Source organism: Maribacter sp. 6B07, assembly GCF_002700155.1.
Lineage (GTDB): Bacteria > Bacteroidota > Bacteroidia > Flavobacteriales > Flavobacteriaceae > Maribacter > Maribacter dokdonensis.
This window is the reverse complement of the sequence record NZ_PDUT01000001.1, coordinates 1,710,010-1,730,315: the sequence shown is the minus strand read 5'-3', so window position 1 is coordinate 1,730,315 and position 20,306 is coordinate 1,710,010. Positions and strand designations below refer to the sequence as shown.

General features: G+C 36.5%; 17 protein-coding genes. 5 read left to right on the top strand and 12 right to left on the bottom strand.

Translation table 11 applies throughout. The features are described 5' to 3' along the window. Positions 1-448: 448 nt before the first annotated feature. Positions 449-1,057 (bottom strand): superoxide dismutase, encoded by a 609-nt coding sequence (locus CSC80_RS07255; RefSeq protein WP_058104735.1) that lies wholly within the window; start codon positions 1,055-1,057, stop codon positions 449-451. A gap of 119 nt (positions 1,058-1,176) precedes the next feature. Here CSC80_RS07255 and CSC80_RS07250 point away from each other — a divergent pair, with 119 nt between their 5' ends. The 4 genes from CSC80_RS07250 to CSC80_RS07235 all read left to right on the top strand — a co-directional run bounded on the left by CSC80_RS07250 (position 1,177) and on the right by CSC80_RS07235 (position 9,745). Further along, on the top strand, positions 1,177-4,272 hold the full coding sequence (locus CSC80_RS07250; RefSeq protein WP_099190750.1) for a UvrD-helicase domain-containing protein: 3,096 nt from the start codon (positions 1,177-1,179) through the stop codon (positions 4,270-4,272). Between the two features lie 7 nt (positions 4,273-4,279). Further along, entirely contained in the window at positions 4,280-5,473 is a 1,194-nt protein-coding gene (gene kbl, locus CSC80_RS07245) for a glycine C-acetyltransferase (protein WP_099190748.1), read from the top strand. A 113-nt stretch (positions 5,474-5,586) separates the two neighbouring features. Continuing rightward, entirely contained in the window at positions 5,587-6,930 is a 1,344-nt protein-coding gene (locus CSC80_RS07240) for an OmpA family protein (protein WP_058104732.1), read from the top strand. Between the two features lie 73 nt (positions 6,931-7,003). Next, positions 7,004-9,745, top strand: coding sequence for a PD-(D/E)XK nuclease family protein (locus CSC80_RS07235; protein ID WP_099190746.1), 2,742 nt, complete (start codon positions 7,004-7,006; stop codon positions 9,743-9,745). Positions 9,746-9,747: 2 nt separating this feature from the next. Here the strand turns inward: CSC80_RS07235 and CSC80_RS07230 are convergent, their stop codons facing one another. Then, a complete protein-coding gene (locus CSC80_RS07230; protein WP_071340665.1) occupies positions 9,748-10,458 on the bottom strand; it encodes an SDR family oxidoreductase in 711 nt (236 codons plus the stop codon). 115 nt (positions 10,459-10,573) lie between these two features. On the opposite strand from CSC80_RS07230, the gene CSC80_RS07225 reads away from it, so the two are divergent. Continuing rightward, complete coding sequence (locus CSC80_RS07225; RefSeq protein WP_099190744.1) at positions 10,574-11,914, top strand: sugar porter family MFS transporter; 1,341 nt, start codon at positions 10,574-10,576, stop codon at positions 11,912-11,914. Between the two features lie 96 nt (positions 11,915-12,010). Here the strand turns inward: CSC80_RS07225 and CSC80_RS07220 are convergent, their stop codons facing one another. The 10 genes from CSC80_RS07220 to CSC80_RS07175 all read right to left on the bottom strand — a co-directional run bounded on the left by CSC80_RS07220 (position 12,011) and on the right by CSC80_RS07175 (position 20,144). Beyond that, the gene (locus tag CSC80_RS07220) at positions 12,011-12,922 is read right to left on the bottom strand and encodes a helix-turn-helix domain-containing protein (protein ID WP_099190742.1); all 912 of its coding nucleotides are present in this window, start codon (positions 12,920-12,922) and stop codon (positions 12,011-12,013) included. Between the two features lies 1 nt (position 12,923). Then, positions 12,924-13,436 carry a hypothetical protein gene (locus CSC80_RS07215; RefSeq protein ID WP_091608227.1) on the bottom strand — a complete coding sequence of 171 codons (513 nt, stop codon included), beginning with the start codon at positions 13,434-13,436 and terminating at the stop codon, positions 12,924-12,926. Positions 13,437-13,494: 58 nt separating this feature from the next. After that, the gene (locus CSC80_RS07210; RefSeq protein ID WP_099190740.1) at positions 13,495-14,100 is read right to left on the bottom strand and encodes a hypothetical protein; all 606 of its coding nucleotides are present in this window, start codon (positions 14,098-14,100) and stop codon (positions 13,495-13,497) included. A gap of 29 nt (positions 14,101-14,129) precedes the next feature. Continuing rightward, the gene (locus CSC80_RS07205) at positions 14,130-15,080 is read right to left on the bottom strand and encodes an SDR family oxidoreductase (RefSeq protein ID WP_099190738.1); all 951 of its coding nucleotides are present in this window, start codon (positions 15,078-15,080) and stop codon (positions 14,130-14,132) included. Positions 15,081-15,203: 123 nt separating this feature from the next. Then, entirely contained in the window at positions 15,204-15,401 is a 198-nt protein-coding gene (locus CSC80_RS07200; protein ID WP_099190736.1) for a hypothetical protein, read from the bottom strand. A gap of 211 nt (positions 15,402-15,612) precedes the next feature. Further along, the gene (locus CSC80_RS07195) at positions 15,613-16,422 is read right to left on the bottom strand and encodes a leucine-rich repeat domain-containing protein (protein WP_099190734.1); all 810 of its coding nucleotides are present in this window, start codon (positions 16,420-16,422) and stop codon (positions 15,613-15,615) included. A 94-nt stretch (positions 16,423-16,516) separates the two neighbouring features. Next, on the bottom strand, positions 16,517-17,116 hold the full coding sequence (locus tag CSC80_RS07190) for a HEPN domain-containing protein (RefSeq protein ID WP_099190732.1): 600 nt from the start codon (positions 17,114-17,116) through the stop codon (positions 16,517-16,519). Then, complete coding sequence (locus CSC80_RS07185; RefSeq protein WP_099190730.1) at positions 17,109-18,314, bottom strand: DUF262 domain-containing protein; 1,206 nt, start codon at positions 18,312-18,314, stop codon at positions 17,109-17,111. The genes CSC80_RS07190 and CSC80_RS07185 overlap by 8 nt, the downstream gene beginning before the upstream one ends. 384 nt (positions 18,315-18,698) lie before the next feature. Further along, positions 18,699-19,070, bottom strand: coding sequence for a hypothetical protein (locus CSC80_RS07180; protein WP_099190728.1), 372 nt, complete (start codon positions 19,068-19,070; stop codon positions 18,699-18,701). A 339-nt stretch (positions 19,071-19,409) separates the two neighbouring features. Beyond that, positions 19,410-20,144, bottom strand: a complete 735-nt coding sequence (locus tag CSC80_RS07175) for an NAD(P)H-dependent oxidoreductase (RefSeq protein WP_099190726.1) — start codon at positions 20,142-20,144, stop codon at positions 19,410-19,412. Between the last annotated feature and the right edge of the window lie 162 nt (positions 20,145-20,306).

Below are 20,306 nucleotides of genomic sequence, written 5' to 3'. Positions count from 1 at the left end.
ATTTTCATCTAAAATAGTAGTACAACCTAGGTTTACGACGTACATCGATTAGCTTGCCCAACCACAGTAACATCATTTATATTTACAGAACCATAGCATAAGTAGGTTAAGTTCATGGTAAGATTTGGGGAAAAGACGGGGCTATGCTCCGTCTTTTTATTTTAATGCAACCTAGTTTACTTTCAGGCTGTTATCTATCATAATTCACTAAGAGAAATATAACACGACATAAATAAAAGTGAATTTTTTTCTTAAAATTCCTTTTTTTATTTACTCAATACCAGTAATTTAGTATCGCCATAGCATAAGTAGGTTAAGTTTATGGTAAGATTTGGGACGAAAAGGGTGGAGACTTCTCCGCCCTTTTCTATTGTAAAAACAAAAAACCACCTATGAAATTTTCATAAGTGGTTTCCTACAAGTTAGTTAGGATTTACTTTACCTTTCCTTATTTGTTACTAGCATAAAGTTTAGATACTTCATCCCAGTTGATAATATTAAAAAACGCTTCAATATAATCTGGTCTCTTATTTTGATAATTTAGGTAATATGCATGCTCCCATACATCTAATCCTAAGATAGGTTGCCCACCACATTCTACTCCTGGCATTAACGGATTGTCTTGATTTGGTGTAGAACAAACTTCTACTTTACCACCTTCATGAACACATAACCATGCCCAACCAGAACCAAATCTAGTACCTGCAGCAGCAGTAAACTTGCTTTTAAACTCTTCAAAAGAACCAAAAGCACTATCAATAGCAGATGCTAATTCTCCACTAGGCTTACCACCACCGTTTGGTGATAATATAGTCCAGAATAATGAGTGGTTATAAAAACCACCTCCGTTGTTTCTAACTGCACCATTACTCATATCCAAACCTGTTAAGATATCTTCAATAGATTTTCCTTCAAGATCTGTACCTTCAATAGCGGCATTTAACTTAGTTGTATATCCGTTATGATGTTTTGTATGATGTATTTCCATCGTCCTTGCATCAATATGAGGCTCAAGAGCATCATAAGCGTAAGGCAATTTTGGTAATTCAAAAGCCATAATTTATGTGTTTTTAGATTTATATTAATTGTATTTCAAAGTTACGGATTTTAACATTTATATTCACGTAATAATTTGTTAAGAACTGTACAGTAATCCTTAATTTGCAGTAAAAATCAGTGTCTAATAATCCGTTTACCATATATAATGCTTCTGCCGGATCAGGCAAAACGTATGCGCTTGCCAAGGTGTACTTGAAGATTATACTGGCTTCTCCTCAAAATTTCAGAAAAATATTAGCGATCACTTTTACCAATAAGGCGGTAAATGAAATGAAACATCGTATTCTTAACAGTCTTTTTGAGTTTTCAAAAACGACTTCTATGGACCATGCAGCACCATTGTTCAAAGATATACTGAATGAGACCGATTATACTTTTGAGGAATTGCCCGCTTTGAGCAAACTGCGTTTAAAGCAAATTTTGCACAACTATGCTTTCTTTGATATTTCTACCATAGATAAGTTTACCCATAGGCTTATTAGAACATTCGCCAAGGATTTAAAGATCCCTCAAAATTTTGAAGTGGTTTTAGATGTGGATCTGCTTTTACAAGAAGCCGTAGAGCGCGTCATAGGCAAAGCTGGTGAAGACCCTGAATTTACCAAGGTTCTTTTAGATTTTGCACTAGAAAAAATAGAGGACGATAGAAGTTGGGACATTGGTTTTGATCTTTTAAAAATCGGAAAATTAATTTTCGACGAAAACAATGCTGCACATTTAAAGAGCTTAAATGCTATTGAGCTAGGTGATTTTTTAAAACTTCAAAATCACCTTAAAAAACAAACTAAGGATATAGAAAAAAAAGTTGAGGAACTTGCAACCGCTTGTCTTGAACTCATTACCAATGCCGGATTGGATTTTAAAGATTTTCCAAGGGAAACCCTACCCAATCATTTTAAAAAAATAATTGCCGGCAACTATTCACCAACTCAACTTTACAACAATAAACTAGAAGACAATTTAATTGAAGGTAAAATTCTAAAAGCCACGGTAAAAAATGCCCCTATTGATTTAGCTCCTCAACTTTTAGTTTATTATCAAACTATAAAGCAACTTATTTACAAAAGAGGGCTGTTTGCCAACATTAACAGAAACATTGTTCCTTTTGCGCTCTTGAACGCTATTCAAAAAGAACTAAAAATCATTCAAGAAGAAAAGGATCAGTTATCCATATCTGAATTCAACACATTAATTGCAAAGGAAGTAAAGGATCAACCTGCCCCTTTTATTTATGAACGCTTGGGAGAAAAATACCGCCATTATTTTATTGATGAATTTCAAGATACCTCGCAAATGCAATGGGAAAACCTTATACCTCTCATAGGGAATGCCATGGAAGGCCAAGATGAGTTAGGCAATATGGGTTCTCTATTTCTTGTGGGTGATCCCAAGCAAGCCATCTACAGATGGCGTGGCGGTAAGGCTGAACAATTTTTAGAATTGGCGACCCATAAAACACACCCTTTTACCGTACCATCTGATTTGGTTACGTTACCAAAGAATTATAGAAGTTACGCGGAAGTCATTAACTTCAACAACAACTTCTTTCAAAGTGTGAGTCCTTTTTTGGAAAATGAGGTTTATCAAGAATTTTTTAAAATAGGCAACCAACAGGAAATCAACCATAAAGAAGGTGGCTATGTTCATATATCTCTTTTGGAAGAGGATGACGATGAGCTTTATGCCGAAACCACTTTAGCGACCATTCAAAAATGTATAGCACAAGGTTATTCCTATAGTGACATTTGCATTATTATCAGAAAAAAGAAACACGGTCTATTGCTTGCAGATCAGTTGATGCAGCATAATATACCGGTAGTTTCCTCAGACTCTTTATTGTTGAGCGAGAGCAAAAAGGTTATTTTTCTTGTACAGCTAATTAGGCACTTGGTACAACCCTCGGAATTGGAAATTCAATATGAATTACTTCATTTCCTTTCTGAAAACAAAGCTGACAAACACGCTTATATTTATGAGAACTTAGATAATCTAAACAACCATTTCCTAAACGTTTACGGCTTTGATTCTTCTAGATTACGACAAACATCTGTTTATGATGGATTGTCATATGCCATCAAAACCTTTGACCTTATACCTACTTCAGATGCTCACTTGACTGCTTTTATGGATCTTGTTTTTGATGTAGAGCAGAAATTTGGCTCAGATATGCAGTCTTTTTTAGATTACTGGGACAAAAAAGGACATTCAGCAAGCATTAGCACACCAGAAAATATTGAATCTGTACAGATAATGACCATTCACAAATCTAAAGGTCTGGAGTTTCCAGTGGTCATTTTCCCCTATGCAAATTCAAACATATTTGAAGAAATAGACCCTAAATTATGGCTACCGGTTGATAAAGATGAGTTTCTTGGCTTTTCTGAAATACTGATCAATAAGAAACAGGAAGTACAAGAATACGGAGAAACCGAAGCCTTGTTGTATTCCCTTGATCACCAAAAATTACAGCTAGATGCTTTCAACCTTTTATATGTTGTTTTAACCAGAGCCGTAAAGGCACTTTTCATAATTAGCGAAAACAAACTTGATAAGAAAGGGGAACACAATACCAATTACTACTCTGGGCTATTCATTCATTTCCTAAAAAGTATTGGTGCGTACCAACAAGATAAATTAGATTACCATTTTGGTGAGTTCCCACTTAATCAAGCCAAAAAAGAAATGGATAACGATCCTCTGACCATACCTTATATATATACCAATAAAGACAGGGCAGATTTTAAAATACTGGCACTGGCAGGAACCCTTTGGTATGAAGGTTTAGATATTGCCATTAATCAAGGTAATGTTATACATTTTATACTGGGTGCCATCCATACCGCAAAAGACCTAGAAAGAGCCATGCAACTGGCATTACAAAAAGGTCTGATCAAGGAACAAGAAGTCAATGAGATAAAGGAAGTTGTAAAAAAGGTCATCTATCATAAAGATTTATCGCAATTTTACACTCAAGATTTTGAGGTGCTGAACGAAAGAGATCTTTTAATGGCAGACGGTTCTACCCAAAGACCAGATAGGGTCGTGCTTAACGATAACCATGCAACCATTATAGATTATAAAACCGGTGAACGCAATAACCACTATCACCAACAGGTGAACGCCTATGCCCAAAGTTTTTCAAATATGGGCTACACCATTGATCACAAAATCATTGTGTATATTAATACTGAAATAGAACTAGATTATATATAGAAGGAATATGTACGGAAAAATCAAAGAACATTTACAGCAAGAAATTGAAACGATTAAAAAGGACGGACTTTTTAAAGAGGAAAGAATTATTGTTTCTCCACAAGATGCCGTCATTAAAATTAATACCGGGCAAGAGGTCATTAATTTTTGCGCCAATAACTATTTAGGGTTATCATCACATCCTGAGGTTATACAAGCGGCAAAAGACGCTATGGAAACCCATGGCTTTGGTATGTCATCTGTAAGGTTCATTTGCGGTACACAAGATATCCATAAAGAATTGGAGCAAAAAATAGCTCATTTCTATGGTACCGAAGACACTATTTTATATGCTGCTGCATTTGATGCCAACGGTGGCGTATTTGAACCTTTGCTTACCGCAGAAGATGCCATCATATCAGATTCATTGAACCATGCCTCAATCATAGATGGTGTTCGTTTATGTAAAGCAAAACGTTATAGATATGCCAATAGTGATATGGCAGATCTAGAAGCACAACTTATTAAGGCAAACGAAGACGGGGCACGTTTTAAGATCATTGTTACGGACGGTGTATTCTCCATGGATGGCATTGTTGCCCCGCTGGACCAAATATGTGATCTAGCCGATAAGTACGATGCCCTGGTGATGATAGACGAATGCCATGCAGCCGGTTTTATAGGCGAAAAAGGAAGAGGCACCTTAGAAGAAAAAGGGGTAATGGGTAGAATTGATATTATAACCGGCACGCTGGGCAAAGCCTTAGGTGGTGCCATGGGCGGTTATACTACAGGAAAAAAGGAAATCATTACTTTATTGAGACAACGCTCTAGACCTTACCTATTTTCAAACTCCTTGGCACCCGCCATTGTAGGTGCCTCTATAAAGGTATTTGATATGTTGGAGAACGACACTTCTTTAAGAGATAAGTTGCAAGAAAATACTGCATACTTCAAAAAAGGCATGATAGCGGCTGGTTTCGACATTGTTGATGGCGATTCTGCCATTGTACCGGTAATGTTATATGATGCCAAACTATCTCAAGAAATGGCAAATAAGCTTTTGGAAAAAGGCATTTATGTTATCGGGTTTTTCTACCCTGTTGTTCCAAAAGACAAAGCTCGTATTAGGGTACAACTTTCAGCCGCGCATTCAAAAGAGCATTTAGACGCTGCCATTACCGCATTCACAGAGGTAGGCAAGGAATTAAAAATCGTTTAAATGCACCATTTAATCTATTAAATGCATTAAAAAAAATAGGAAATTGATTTTGTTAATAATATTTAACAAGTTACATTTGCAGCTAATAAACACTTAAACTTAAAAATTTGAACATGAAACATCTTAGCAAATTATTGGTTGTTGTACTACTTGTTGTAGGTATCAACAACATACAAGCGCAAGACGAGAATAACCCTTGGCAAGTGCAATTTGGGGTTAATGCCATTGACGTATATCCAACTTCGGATGTAAGTTCTTTCGGTAATGAATTCTTCAATGCAAACGATCACTGGAATATCTTACCTTCTATTTCTTATGTAGGAGTATCTAAATCTATAGGAGATGGTTTCTCTGTTGGAGCTAGAGGTTCTCTTAACAAAATTAGCAAATTAGGTGACGTTAGTGTTGACGATCTATCTCACTACGCTATAGATGGTACAATTAAATATGATATCATAAAAAGACAAACTGTTCTTGACCCATTCATCGAAATAGGTGGTGGTTATACTTGGATCGATGAAATCGGTGCTGGTACTGCAAACGGTGGTGTTGGTCTTAACATCTGGTTCTCTGAGAACTTAGGTCTTACTTTACAATCTTCTTATAAGCATGCTTTCGAAGATTACTTAGCTCCTCATTTCCAACATTTAGCTGGTATCTCAGTTAAGTTTGGTGGTACTGACACTGACGGTGACGGTATCTACGATAAAGATGATGCTTGTCCAGAAGTTGCTGGTCTTGAAGCATTCAACGGTTGTCCAGATTCTGACGGTGACGGTATAGAAGACAGCAAAGATGCTTGTCCTAACGAAGCTGGTTCTAAAGAAATGAACGGATGTCCTGATGCTGACGGTGACGGTGTTGCTGACAAAGATGACGCTTGTCCTAACGAAGCTGGTGTTGCTGCTTTAGCTGGTTGTCCAGATGCTGACGGTGACGGTGTTGCTGATAAAGATGATGCTTGTCCTTCTGAAGCAGGTCCTGCTGAGAACAAAGGTTGCCCATGGCCTGATACTGACGGTGACGGTGTATTAGACAAAGACGATCAATGTCCTGAAGTTGCTGGTACTGTAGCTAACGCTGGTTGTCCTGAAGTAACTGAAGAAGTTCAAAAGCAATTGAACGATTACGCTAGAACTATCTTATTTGATACTGGTAAATCTTCTATCAAAGCTGAGTCTACTTCAGTAATGGTTGACATTATCACTATCCTTAAAGAATACCCTAACGCTAAATTTACAGTTGAAGGTCACACTGATAGCGTAGGTAGCGAAAAATTAAACCAAAGTCTTTCTGAGTCAAGAGCTCTTTCTGTAAAAGAATTCTTAGTTGACAAAGGAATAGAAGAGTTCAGATTATCTGCAGTTGGTTACGGTGAGTCTAAGCCTATCGCAACAAACAACACTAGAGCTGGTAGAACTCAAAACAGAAGGGTAGAAATCAACTTAGTAAAATAAGTAAAAAACATACCTAAGTGTTTTAATAAAATAAAAGCTCCGCAATATTGCGGAGCTTTTTTATTTTTACATCATGCAGAGCTTTATACAAGATGTAGTACAGGATGTTTTAAAACACAATTCCAACATTGCCAATACCATTTTTATCTTACCCAGTAAACGGGCTGGTGTCTTTCTTAAGAAAGCACTATCCAAATCATTGACCAAAACCATACTTGCTCCTGAAATCTACAGTATTGAAGACTTCATTGAAAAAGTATCCAACCTGGTAACCGCCAATACTACTACCCAGTTATTTGAACTATATAATGCTTACTTGAGCGTTGGTGACTATGAAAAAGAATCTTTTGATTCTTTCTTGAAATGGGGACAAATTCTATTACAAGATTTTAATGAAGTGGATCGCTACTTAGTAGATGCCACTGGTCTGTATCAAAATGTTGCGGCTATACAAGAGGTAAATCATTGGTCTTTGAACAGCGACAAATCTGAAATGATCGAAAATTACCTTCATTTTTGGCGCCACCTTGAAGAAATATATACCAAATTCAATAATAACCTAATACAAAAAGGTTTAGGACATCAAGGTCTTATATACAAAACATCGGTATCCCAACTTTCTGGTTATCTTGAATCCAACAGCAAGAAACATATTTTTCTTGGCTTTAATGCCTTGAACACTGCTGAAAGTATTCTTATACAAACCATTCTTGAAAAAACAGATGCAGCCATCTATTGGGATATTGACCCTTATTTTCTAAAAGACAATATTCATGATGCCGGATACTTTATACGCCAGTATCAAAAAACATGGAAGGTTCTAAAAGATAAACCCCTTGCCGGTCTAACCAATTACTACAATACTGAAAAGCACATAGAAATTATTGGTGTACCCAAAAATGTATCCCAGGTGAATTATGTAGGTGATATTTTAAATCACATTCAAAGTAATGCACCAGAAACATTGCAAAACTCCGCCATTGTTCTTGGTAATGAAGAATTATTAAACCCCCTATTAAATTCTATACCGGATCATATACCGGCAACGAATATTACCATGGGTCAAAAGCTAGAATCTACTACCCTAGCAAGTTTTTTTATAAACCTCATAGAATTTCATGAACAAAAAACAGATCGTGGCTGGTTCTATAAACACCTATTGAATCTTTTGACGCATTCATATACGGTCATATTATTCGATGCCAACGAGGTTTCTACCCACCAATTAATTTCAAAAATAAAGCTGAATAATTGGACCTATATCAACCATGGACAAATAAATGCGCTTTTACCTGAGCATGCCACTGTTTCTTTATTGTTTGAAGAAATCAACAACGATCCCAATAAACTAATAGAAAACTTTCTAGCCTTAATCACTTCTATGAGAAGCATAGAAGCGGTAAAACAGAATTCATTATTGTTAGAGCAGTTATATAAATTCTACACCTTGTTCAATCAGCTCAAGGATCTTTGTCACAATTTTACCTACATAAACAATCTAAAAAGTTTAAAACACCTTTTTAAACAGTTGTTAAGCTCAGAAACTTTAGATTTTCAAGGAAATCCTATAGAAGGCATACAGATTATGGGTATGTTGGAAAGTAGGTTGTTGGATTTTGAGACCATTATCATTACGTCTGTAAACGAAGGTGTGCTACCATCGGGAAAATCCAATAATTCCTTTATTCCGTTCGACTTAAAGACGAAAAACGGATTACCCACTTACAAAGAAAAAGATGCGGTGTACACCTATCACTTTTATCGATTATTACAGCGTGCCAAAAACGTATACATCTTATATAATACAGAGCCAGATGCTTTAGAAGGTGGAGAACGTAGTAGGTTGATCACCCAATTACTAACGGATGATAACAGAAGCGATATCAAAGAAGTCATAGCCACACCTACCATACAACCTATTGCCAAAGAAATTGAGCAGATAGCAAAGACAACTACGCTTACACAACTTATTCGTGAAAAAGCCGCTAAAGGATTTTCGCCAAGTTCTTTGAGCAACTACATTAGAAACCCAATTGATTTCTATAAGCAGAATCTATTGAATATCAATGAGGTCATGCAGGTTGAAGAAACCCTTGCCCCCAATACTTTTGGTACTATTGTCCATGATAGCTTAGAAGAGTTGTATACACCTTTAATTGGCACAACCCTTACCAAAGAGTCTCTAAACGATATCCGTAAAAATGTAACCACCTCGGTGGCCCGTAACTTTGAAAAAACGTACAAGGAAGGGAACATCAGTTCTGGTAAAAACTATATTTCTTTTCATGTCATCCTTAAGTACATTCAAACATTTATAGATGCAGAAATAGCCGCTATTAAAGACCATAGCATTAAAATAATTGCACTGGAACAGTCACTATCAGTACCCCTGGAAATTGCCGGTTTGGACTTCCCCATTACCTTAAAAGGAAAATTAGACCGTGTTGATGAATTTGATGGCGTTACCCGTATCATAGATTACAAAACAGGTAAGGTAGAAAGACGCAATGTTGAATTAATGGATTGGGACGTACTTACCGAAGATTATCAGTTTAGCAAGGCTTTTCAATTGCTTTGTTACGGATTAATGTTTTTTAAAATGCATCCTGCAGATAACTTAACCATTCAAGCAGGTATTATCTCTTTAAAGAATTTTGCAGATGGAACGTTGCTGTTCGCGCAAAAAGAAACTGCCCGAGGTCCCAAAAATCACCTTATTACCAATGAGGTCATTTCTGATTTCGAGCAGCTACTTGGTCAGTTAATTACAGAAATCTGTAATGCCGACATTCCTTTTACTGAAAAAGAAGTCTAAACTTATTTCTTGTCCGGTCTTGTTGGCCTTACCTCTATTTTACTAGGTAAGGTTCTTTCGTTCATCTGCAATAGATCCAACACCAATTCACCAATGTCCTCTGGTTGTATTTTCCATGCATCTTTATCACCTGGCTCATTATGGTTAAAATGTGTTGCCACAGAACCCGGCATTATGGTAGATACTTTTATACCGTACTGTCTAAGATCTAGCATTGCCGCTTGTGTAAAGCCAACCACACCAAATTTTGAAGCATTATACCCAGCACCTTGAGCAAAGAAATTGGTACCTGCCAAACTTGCTAGGGTAATATAATAACCTTCTGTTTTCTTCAGGGATGCTACAGATGCCTTTAGAGTATGAAAAACACCACTAAGGTTTACATCTATCATTTGGTGCCATTGTTCTTCGGTCATTTCATCTATGGGTGCAAAATTACCAACACCGGCATTTGCCAGAACAACATCTACTTGTCCCCATTTATCCGTTATTTTAGCTACGGCATTTTCTTCGTCTGAAAGTTTAGCGACATTAGATACAATTCCTAAAACATCATCGTTATTAAAATCTTTTAACGCCTGATCTACGCTTTCTTGAGACCTACCGCTAATGGCCACTTTCATGCCTTGATCCAATAATGTTTGCGCTACGGCAAAACCTATTCCCTTAGTGCCTCCTGTTATATAAGCTACTTTATTTTTTAAATCTTTCATGGTTCAATTTTAAAATTAATACAAGTTACCAATTCTTTGATTTTTATGTTGACCCAAAAGATTATGATTTTACGATTTTCATTCATTATATTTAACATCAACTTAACACTCAACAATGAACAGAATTATCGTATGGTCAATTACTGTGGCCCTCGCAGGATTTTTATTTGGTTTTGATACCGTTGTCATCAGCGGCGCAAATGAACCTATTAAACAAATTTGGAACACATCGCCTTTATTTCACGGCACCTTTATCATGAGTATGGCGCTCTGGGGTACCGTAGTAGGCTCTCTTTTTGGTGGCATTCCCACCAAAAACCTAGGGCGTAAGAAAACGCTGTTATGGGTAGGTATTCTATTCCTGGTCTCCGCACTTGGCTCTGCCTTGGCGCAAGATCCATATTCATTTTCCATATTTCGTTTTATTGGTGGTGTAGGTGTCGGTATTTCTTCGGTTGCCGCTCCTATTTACATTTCTGAAATTACATCTAAGGAGAATCGTGGAAAGCTTGGCGGACTGTACCAATTTTGGTTGGTATTCGGTATTTTGATCGCCTTTGTATCTAACTGGTTATTAAAAGGTTTTGATGGTGCAAATGATTGGCGTTGGATGCTTGGTGTAGAAGCCATACCCGCTTTCATTTATACCGCAATGGTATTTACCGTACCTGAAAGCCCACGTTGGTTGGCCTTACACAAAAAGGATGATGCAGGTGCATTAAAAATATTAGAGATCATACACTCTAAAGAAAAGGCCGCGCTACAATTGGCAGAAATTAAGACAGATTTACAGCAAAGCACCAAAAGTGAAAGCCTTTTTCAAAAGAAATACTCAAAAGTACTTTGGCTAGCTTTCTTTATAGCGTTCTTTAATCAATTATCAGGTATCAACTTTGTACTATATTATGCCCCTGAAATTTTAGAGCAAGCCGGGTTGGGCGGTAAAGAGTCTCTTTTCAACTCGATCGCCATTGGTATCGTAAATCTTGTATTCACCTTTATTGGAATTCGCTTATTGGATAAACTAGGAAGACGACAACTGATTATTATTGGTTCTATAGGCTACATTATTAGTTTGGTTATGGTGGGTCTCTGTTTTCAAATGGATCTGGGATCTACCCTTACACTTACTTTCATCTGTACTTTTGTTGCCTCTCATGCCATTGGGCAAGGTGCGGTAATATGGGTCTTTATATCAGAAATATTCCCGAATAGTGTTCGTGCTTACGGGCAGTCTTGGGGTGTTAGTGTGCATTGGGTATTTGCCGCGATCATTACATTGATCACTCCCTTTTTCCTAGATGCTACCCAAGGTGTTCTTAAAGACCATGTTTGGTATATTTACTACTTCTTCTGTGCAATGATGGTATTGCAACTTATTTGGGCAATGACCAAAATGCCGGAAACCAAAGGAGTTTCTTTAGAGGAATTGAGCAAGGAATTGGTGAAAGAATAAAACATCATCCTGTTAAACATACATTATTTACAAAGCCCTCATTACAGATGTAACGAGGGCTTTGTAGTCTTTTCCCTTTAATAGTAAAGGAAGTATCTAATTCACACTAAACTTTTCACGATAAGCCGTTGGGCTAATACCTTCTTTCTTTTTGAACAACCTTGAGAAATAATGCGGATATTCAAAACCCAACTCATACGCTACCTCAGCAATACTTTTACTGGGATGCAACAACATATTCTTTGCTTCATCTATTAACAACAACTGCAAATGTTCCGTGGTGGTCTTACCGGTCTCCTTTTTTAAGGTGTCGCTTAGATAACGTTGCGAAATTGCCATTTTATCGGCAATCTGTTCTATGCTAGGTATACCACTTTCCTGTAGCTGACCAGATTCTACGTACTCCAACAACTGCGTATTAAACTGTTCTAACAAACTTGTAGAAAGTTCTTTTCTGTTTAAAAATTGACGCTCATAAAATCGATTGGCGTATTTCAGCAGGGTACTCAATTGAGATATAATAATGTCCTTACTGAACTCGTCTTGATTGTTTTGATATTCAATTTCAATATTCTCGACAATGGATTCTATCTGCTTTTCTTCTTTTGGTGAAAGGTGCAATGCCTCATTGACCGAGTACGAAAAGAAACCATATTTTTTGATCTGATGCGCCAACTCTGTCCCTTTTAAAAAGTCCTCGTGAAAGCTGATCGAAAACCCTTTTTGTTCAAATACCGCTGCCTCGTTCCATTGCAATACTTGCCTTGGCGAAATAAAAAATAGCGCTCCGTTATTGAAATCGTATTTTGTACGGCCATAGTTTAGATCGCCCTGTACAAACTTCTTAAAACTAATGGTATAACAATCATTGGTAATGGGTGGCGAACTTTCTTTGGGGCAAGGTAAAAAACCATCTCCCGATGCCGAAAATACACTCAACATGGGGTGTTCCGGACCAGGTAGTTCCAAATACGCTATATAGGACGATAATGTTTTAAAATGCTGCATACTACTTGTTCATTTCTTTAGCTGCCAATTGTAATTGTTTATTATACCCATCTATTCTTGCATGGGCGGTACCATCTACCAATAAAATAACCGTCAACATGGCTATGGTGGTAATCATACTTGCTCTCCAAACCGGTGTGCTTACAAACAACAGTACTATGGCACAAGCTATGATTATGATGGGTATCGCCTTAAAGACAATAGTATCATATTCTTTTAAGGTAGCTTCGGCACGTTCCAATTCTGATGCTACAAACGCCGGTGCATCTGTTTGGTAGGCTTTTTCAAATTGGGGAATTCTTGATTTATTGGTAAAAAACAACCCAACACCAATGATTAAAAGTAAACTGCCCGCTACCAATGTAGGAATTATATACGCTCTGGCGATATCTGTTTTACCCAATTGCCAAAACCCCAAGCTTGCCACTAAAAAAGCCAGACCAAACAGCATGAAGAACGGAGTTGAAAATAGTTCTGCCTTTGCCCAATCTGTTGCCGCTTTTAATATATCCATGTCTCTATGATTTAATTGCTCTATTCTACTAAATTAAAATTTAATCTATTGTTTTTGTCTATTTCCTAGACCCTAAATTATTTACAATTTTTGCCGGACCTTCTGGAAACCATGTTTTTGCCAAGAAATTAGGAACCGAACCCACCGGAACATAATCTGCATTATAGGTGATTTTAGTGCTTGTATTGTCTACCTTTTCAAATTCATAAACAACTTTATAGTCCGTCATTCTTTTTACATCATCTTTCTTGTAATCATTTGCAGCAGCTATGGCCGTAAAAACAAGTTTATCCTCTTGCTTTGTCCTATTGATTTTTATCACAATATCACTATCTGCCATGGGCCATGGAGCATCAAAATAATAGTAGGCCAACCATGCATTTTCCGACACTTCTTCTATCTCTTGGGTTACCGGGGTTCTCTCCAAGAAATTTTTATGGTTGGCCGTATTTGAAAAATAGGCATCTAGCGCTTCTAAACTTATGTTGGCAGTGGTCTGGGCAACGTAATAAAAATGCGTTCCTTCGTCTTCCTTGACCAATTCATATTTCACTACCGTTTTACCGTCTTTTGCCGTTTCGGTCTTCCAATTTCTTTCTTGTGAAAAAACGTGTAGTGATGCTAATAGCATTACTACGATACCAATGGTTTTTATCCTCTTCATTTTATTCCTATTTCATTATTAGTTAACTACTACACCTCCCATTCATAACCAACGGCTTCTTCTGAAACTTCCCACAGTTTTTCCATGACGGGTTTGTCCTTGGCATGTGGCTCAAGCTTGCACTCACCAACGGGTCCTGTCCAATAATTTTTACCTGTTGGGCCGTAAAAACCTGATTGGTCCAAATCTGGCTCGGTGGCACACATTAATTCTGGGTATGCCCCTTTCTCTGCAGATTGTACCATGGGCGTTAATTTCATGATCTGCCAAATAAATCTTGTCAACAAGCTACCGCTGGTCTTGATCAATGATGTTGAAGAGGCACCCGGGTGGCATGCGTATGACTTCACACCTGTTTTGCCCGCCTCCTTTAGTCTATCTTGCAATTCATAAACGGTCATGATCTGCGCCAATTTACTTTGACTGTACACGCCGTTTGGGCTGTAGTTCTTGTCCCAGTTCATATCATTGAACTGTATGGTCTTTATGCCCAAATTGTAGCCCATACTGCCCACGGTCACTATACGCCCTTTTGATTCTTCTATACGTGGGTACAGCAAAGCCTGCAATAAGAAATTACCGTAATGGTTTACCCCTAACTGACTTTCAAAACCATCTTCCGTAAATGTTTGTTTGGGTACTTGGGCAATGGCGGCATTGCACATTAGGGCATCTATTTGTGGTACGGTTTTCAGAATTTCATCTGCAGCTTTCCTAACCGATGCCAATGATGCCAAGTCCATTTCTATATTGCTTACCGGTATGGCATTGCCAAGTTCCTGTTTTAAGGTTGACAACGTATCGGCAACCTTTTTGGGGTTACGGTTTAGCATGACCACCTTAGCTCCTTTTTTCAATAGTATTCTTGCCGCCTCAAAACCAGTACCACTGGTTGTACCGGTAATTATGAATGTTTTGCCTTTAAGGCTTTTGATTCTATCTGGGGTCCACCCTTTTTTACCAAATTGTGTTGTACTCATATCGCCTATTTTTTAAATGTCTAAAAGAATAGGACAAAGGTATATGCGAAGATGCCGTTAGGACTTACACACATTTTCGAATGTTGTGTACTTTTTGGTGGGATAGTGGGATAGTGAAGAATATTAAATACCCTCTAATTTATATAGCTCATCTCCTGTTTTCAATTCAGGAATGACCACCCTATTAGATTTTGGACCTTCTCTCTCTATTTCTTCCCTAGTCCTAAAATGTGGATTAGTTTTAAGATCCTCCATATATTGGGCGCTTTTCTTATTATACTCAAAAAGCTTAGCTAAATATGCTACTATTATTTTTCTCAATGAATGTTTTTATTATAAAGGTTAGTATTTAACAATAAGGACAGTAGACGATAACCTTTCTGTTTTACACTGAGCCAAAGCGTTGTATTTTGTTTTTAAATTATTCATTCTTATAAGCCAAATCAACGATTTGGCGGTGTTTGTAAATAGCACTGAACTTTTGTAAACCACCAAGAGCCCTATTTGCTATATACCGTGTTGAGCACAGTTTTTATTTCTCTATCCACCACTCAACTCCATCTTTAAACTCATTTTTACCAAAATCATAAGCAACAAAGAATCCTGATTGTAATGATGGATGTTCATTTTGCAGAAACTCTCTTTCTAGATTCTTCATTCTCCAATGTGCATCAAGTCTTTTTAGTTTTTTAAGTTCTAAAATTGGTCTGTAGTCTTTGTCTCTTATTGATGCACAGGACATGTCAAGTTCAATTAGTTCATTTAATGCTGTAAAAGGTTCCAGACTACTTAAAATTAAATTTTTCGGTGCGAAAGTGTCTCCTCCAAGTTCTAACGACTTTAACGATTTTATTTGTCCAATTAGTTCATAATTAGCGACCTTAAAAGACGCAAGAATTGAAAGACTTTCCAGAGATTTTAACCCCATTAAAGGAGCAATATCTTCTAGTCGAGAAAAATTACTCAGATACAAAGCTTTTAGTTTTGTTAGCTTACTAATTGAGCTGATATCTGTAATAGTAGAAGCCCAAATATTTAGAACTTCTAAGTTTTTCATTTTGCATATGATGTCAAAGTAGTCTTGGTCAACCCTGTGCCGAAGATCAAGTCTTTTAATATGACCTAAATTGGGGAGTTTTTCTTTCCATTCTTCATCAATTTCTTTTTTTCGTTTTGAAGAAGTACCTGAAGAAAAGTCCATAGCTAATGTCGAGATAAAGATGTTGTTAGTCTCCAAGACTTTATCGTTGTAGTCCTGAAAAGCTTGTTCTTCATCTAATCCAGCTATCATTGGATAATATGTGTCAGCTATTTGGTCTTTTCCAACAATTGGTGTCTTCATTTAGTATTTTTTCTAATTGTGCTCAACGTTCCAGATAAAAAGCGTTGTTGTCCCGCAGGGCAGCTATGATTTTTTAGCCATTGTTGGGCATAGTTTATTTTAGTTTTCTAATTAATCCATCAATCCTAGCAAGCTCAGGAAGAATTTGAGATTTTATCCGAGACTTTTCTGTGTTTCTGTCAATTTGATTTTGTACTTGGGTAGTATTGTGAGCAATATTACCACGAGTCGCCCCAAATGACTCCATGATTCCGAGCCAAGCTTGGTCAAGCTCTGAGTATTCAATACCTAGCGGAAGGAGAAGATCAGTAATATTTTTTTCCTTAACTCCATGATTTCTATCGACAACTGAACTCATATAATGTGCAACCGTCCGATTAACACGGTGTTGCATATTTATAGCATGTTGGTCCGAATTAAAATCAATTTCATTACCGGTAAAAGCCAAAACACTTTTTAAGCAGTTACTTCTTTTACGATTAGTATTCCAATCGGTAAGTGCTTTATTTATTCGCTCTTTAGATTTATCTTCCAAATAAGCCTCAATTTCGGCATGAGATAGAAGCACATAGCTCCTTATTAAATCTTGTTCCTTTTTGGTATAGTTCCCATTAACTTTCTCTGCTGGCAATATGTTTTCCTCAAGAAATTTAAGGCGAGACTCCAATTGTCTAAGTCTTCTTGATTTAACCATTCTGTGAGTTTTTTAAGACTAATCTATTTTCTACAATCTGAGGGATTTGAATTTTTTCGTTTAAAATGTTTGCCAATTCTTCACCCCATGTAGTATACCTTTTACCAGTATTCGGGATGCTTTTAGTTGTATGTTCAAATGAACTTATGAAATCTGGGTCGTTTTCACACTTTGATTTAAATGCCTCAACAATTTGCTCTTTTTTGTCCTGAAGCTTGTTTAGGATATTCGGTATACTAAAATAGTAAACCATAATATCGAAAATAGCCCTGTTGAAATTCCCTTGAAATCTACCGTCACTCCATTTGCTAAAAGCTTCTCTTGAACCAAAAGTCTGATTGGTAAATGAAATTGCTTTTTCAAGATTTTGAGATTCTCGTAGTATTCGATTTTCTTCTAAATCCCAGTTTTCATTTAACACTTTTACTGTATTATCAAAGGCTCTTTTTAAGTTCCCGTCATATTGTTCAATAAATAATTTGTAGGTGAAATATCGAATTACCATTTCTACATCTCTCATTCGATAATCCGGTTGACGGAGGTTCAACATTTCCTTAATGGCTTCACTTTCTATGGAGAAACTGTCTGCATAATCAATAAATGGACCTGGGTGTAATGCTTGCCTTAATTCTTGGGGACTTAACTTTATACTACCCGTATTTAGCCTTAAAAAAACAGTAAACAGAAATTCTTCATTAGGCCAATTTTTAATTACTGTTGTTCTAATAGTTTGATTATATAATGAATTCAAAACTTGATTAAACTCTGGATTTTGTTGAATGTCGTTGAATGATTTTTTATTTAGAGAGGGTAATACTTCAAGACCTGAAAGCTTGAATTGTTTGAATTCATCATTTTCATCTTGAGCAAAAAATTGTCGTATAGTTAAAAGTCTTTGTTTACCATCAATCACGATATATTTTCCCTTTTCATCTTTTTTCTCTGCCAAAATTATTTGTGGAATAGGTAAACCTAAAATTAAAGATTCAATGAATTTACTTTTAGCAGTTCTCGACCATGCGTCTCTTCTTTGAAACTTAGGAAATAGGTCAATATTCTTTCTTAAGAGTTGATTCGTAATGGTTTCAGTTGTCCAATCTGTTCCCCAAATAACGGCTTCATCAAAAGAGTTGATTTTTTGAAGTAAATCATCCTCATTTTCATTGCCGAAATCCTCATATATGTTGTAGTCTTTCATTTTCTTTAAAAATTATGCCCAACAATAGTATAAAGCAACAAGATACTTTACACCTAAATATTATTATATATAGTAACACTCCAAAACAGCAGGGGGAAGTAATGTTTTAGAACCGACTAGAAAGGTAGTATTTTTCTTCAATGTAGCATTACGGGTTACCGTAAAAGAGAAGTTCGAGGTACAAAATAGTTAGGAGTTAGGAGTTAGGAGTTAGGAGTTAGGAGTTAGGAGAAAAAATGGTATTAAGTAATGAGTACAAAGTATTAAGTACAATGCATACGTAAAGGCTATTCAAAACTACATTCTGAATTATTCGGTAACCATAAAATGCGGTCTTCGGTCTATCCTCCAAATCCGTTTTAAAATCGTCTGCTGAACTTTTTTTTACAATTTTACTCCAGTCCAACTTCCGCTATCGTCATCACCATTTATTGTCCAAAGTCCAGAAGCAATATCGTCTATAAAAGTTCCACTAAACTCTCCAACGATTTCTGTAGTTTTTATATCTGCATTTAAAACTCCATTTTCGGTTATAGTTCCTATAATTTGGTAGGAATATGATGACTGAATAGGAGTAAACGTTCCAATAACAGTTTTATTCATGTCAATTCTTATTGACCAATTACCACTATCTACATTACTTGTATATTGACCACTCCAATATCCTTCATTTATAAAAACATTGTCTTCTTCATTTGAGCATGAGTTTAAAACAACAAGACTAAAAAGTAAATACACGAAAAATTTTGCTTTCATAAAAATTTTTAAAAAAAACTGAGCCAAACGTTATGTTTAAGCTATTGATTACAAAGTAAACAGTAAGCAGCAAGGTAGTATTTTTCTTTCATCTATGTTTAAAAGTACTGTAAAAGAGAGGTACGGGGTATAAAATAGTTAGGAGTTAGGAGTTAGGAGTTAGGAGTTAGGAGTTAGGAGAAAAAATAGTATTAAGTACTGAGTACAAAGTATTAAGTATTAAGTATTAAGTATTAAGTATTAAGTATTAAGTATTAAGTAAATTATTTTTAAAAGTAATATCTAAGTACTTCGTACTTGATACTTGATACTACAAACTTATTCCTGTAAACTAAAGCCTTATCTATATTCTGGGTTTTCAAATTCCCAACGTTTGCCATTGTCCCATTCGGTTCGAGAATTTCCGTAATTGGGGTAGCCGTTATTGTCTTTCATCATTCTGGCTAAATGTAACAGATTATAGGTCATAAAGGTGGTATTTCTGTTGGTGAAATCGCTATCAAAACCTACAGGTTCTTTAAGGTCTTCGCCTTTCCATTTGGTATCGCCATAGCTTGGTCCGGGTCCTACTTTACCGATCCATCCACTATCTGCTTGCGGCGGTATAGAGTAGCCCACATGTTGCATGGAATATAAAATACCCATGGCGCAATGTTTAATACCATCTTCATTTCCGGTTATAATGCAGCCGCCTACTTTACCATATAATATATACTGACCCTTTTCGTTGGTCTCACCACTCATGGCATACAAACGTTCAATGAGCTTTTGGGCTTCGGATGATTTTTCGCCCAGCCAAATTGGGGTACCAATAATTGTGATATCGGCATCTAAAATACGCTCGGCTATTTCTGGCCATTCATCAACATCCCAACCATGTTCTGTCATATCGGGGTACACACCACTTGCAATCTGATGGTCTATAAAACGAACCTCATCTATTTTAACCTGCTCTTTGGTCATGATCACTTTTGAAACTTCCATCAACTTTTGAGTATGACTTTCCTGTAGCGATTTCTTTAGCGTACAGTTAATGTATATCACTTTTAAATCACTAAAATCTATCTTTTTCATACCCTATATTTTATGGAATTTTATGGTGCTAGGACCATGGGCAATTTCGGGATATTAGGATTAATTTATGTGTCCGTTCACATATAAAATTATCCTATTTCATTATAATTTTCTGAATATCAATATGTTTTGAGTAGTTTCCTACCTTAACGGGCAGATGTC

What these genes read in the sequence shown, in the direction of transcription:
- CSC80_RS07255 (WP_058104735.1), bottom strand. Translation starts at nt 1,057, where the DNA reads ATGGCTTTTGAATTACCAAAATTGCCTTACGCTTATGATGCTCTTGAG.
- kbl (WP_099190748.1), top strand. Translation starts at nt 4,280, where the DNA reads ATGTACGGAAAAATCAAAGAACATTTACAGCAAGAAATTGAAACGATT.
- CSC80_RS07240 (WP_058104732.1), top strand. Translation starts at nt 5,587, where the DNA reads ATGAAACATCTTAGCAAATTATTGGTTGTTGTACTACTTGTTGTAGGT.
- CSC80_RS07235 (WP_099190746.1), top strand. Translation starts at nt 7,004, where the DNA reads ATGCAGAGCTTTATACAAGATGTAGTACAGGATGTTTTAAAACACAAT.
- CSC80_RS07230 (WP_071340665.1), bottom strand. Translation starts at nt 10,458, where the DNA reads ATGAAAGATTTAAAAAATAAAGTAGCTTATATAACAGGAGGCACTAAG.
- CSC80_RS07225 (WP_099190744.1), top strand. Translation starts at nt 10,574, where the DNA reads ATGAACAGAATTATCGTATGGTCAATTACTGTGGCCCTCGCAGGATTT.
- CSC80_RS07220 (WP_099190742.1), bottom strand. Translation starts at nt 12,922, where the DNA reads ATGCAGCATTTTAAAACATTATCGTCCTATATAGCGTATTTGGAACTA.
- CSC80_RS07215 (WP_091608227.1), bottom strand. Translation starts at nt 13,436, where the DNA reads ATGGATATATTAAAAGCGGCAACAGATTGGGCAAAGGCAGAACTATTT.
- CSC80_RS07210 (WP_099190740.1), bottom strand. Translation starts at nt 14,100, where the DNA reads ATGAAGAGGATAAAAACCATTGGTATCGTAGTAATGCTATTAGCATCA.
- CSC80_RS07205 (WP_099190738.1), bottom strand. Translation starts at nt 15,080, where the DNA reads ATGAGTACAACACAATTTGGTAAAAAAGGGTGGACCCCAGATAGAATC.
- CSC80_RS07195 (WP_099190734.1), bottom strand. Translation starts at nt 16,422, where the DNA reads ATGAAGACACCAATTGTTGGAAAAGACCAAATAGCTGACACATATTAT.
- CSC80_RS07190 (WP_099190732.1), bottom strand. Translation starts at nt 17,116, where the DNA reads ATGGTTAAATCAAGAAGACTTAGACAATTGGAGTCTCGCCTTAAATTT.
- CSC80_RS07185 (WP_099190730.1), bottom strand. Translation starts at nt 18,314, where the DNA reads ATGAAAGACTACAACATATATGAGGATTTCGGCAATGAAAATGAGGAT.
- CSC80_RS07180 (WP_099190728.1), bottom strand. Translation starts at nt 19,070, where the DNA reads ATGAAAGCAAAATTTTTCGTGTATTTACTTTTTAGTCTTGTTGTTTTA.
- CSC80_RS07175 (WP_099190726.1), bottom strand. Translation starts at nt 20,144, where the DNA reads ATGAAAAAGATAGATTTTAGTGATTTAAAAGTGATATACATTAACTGT.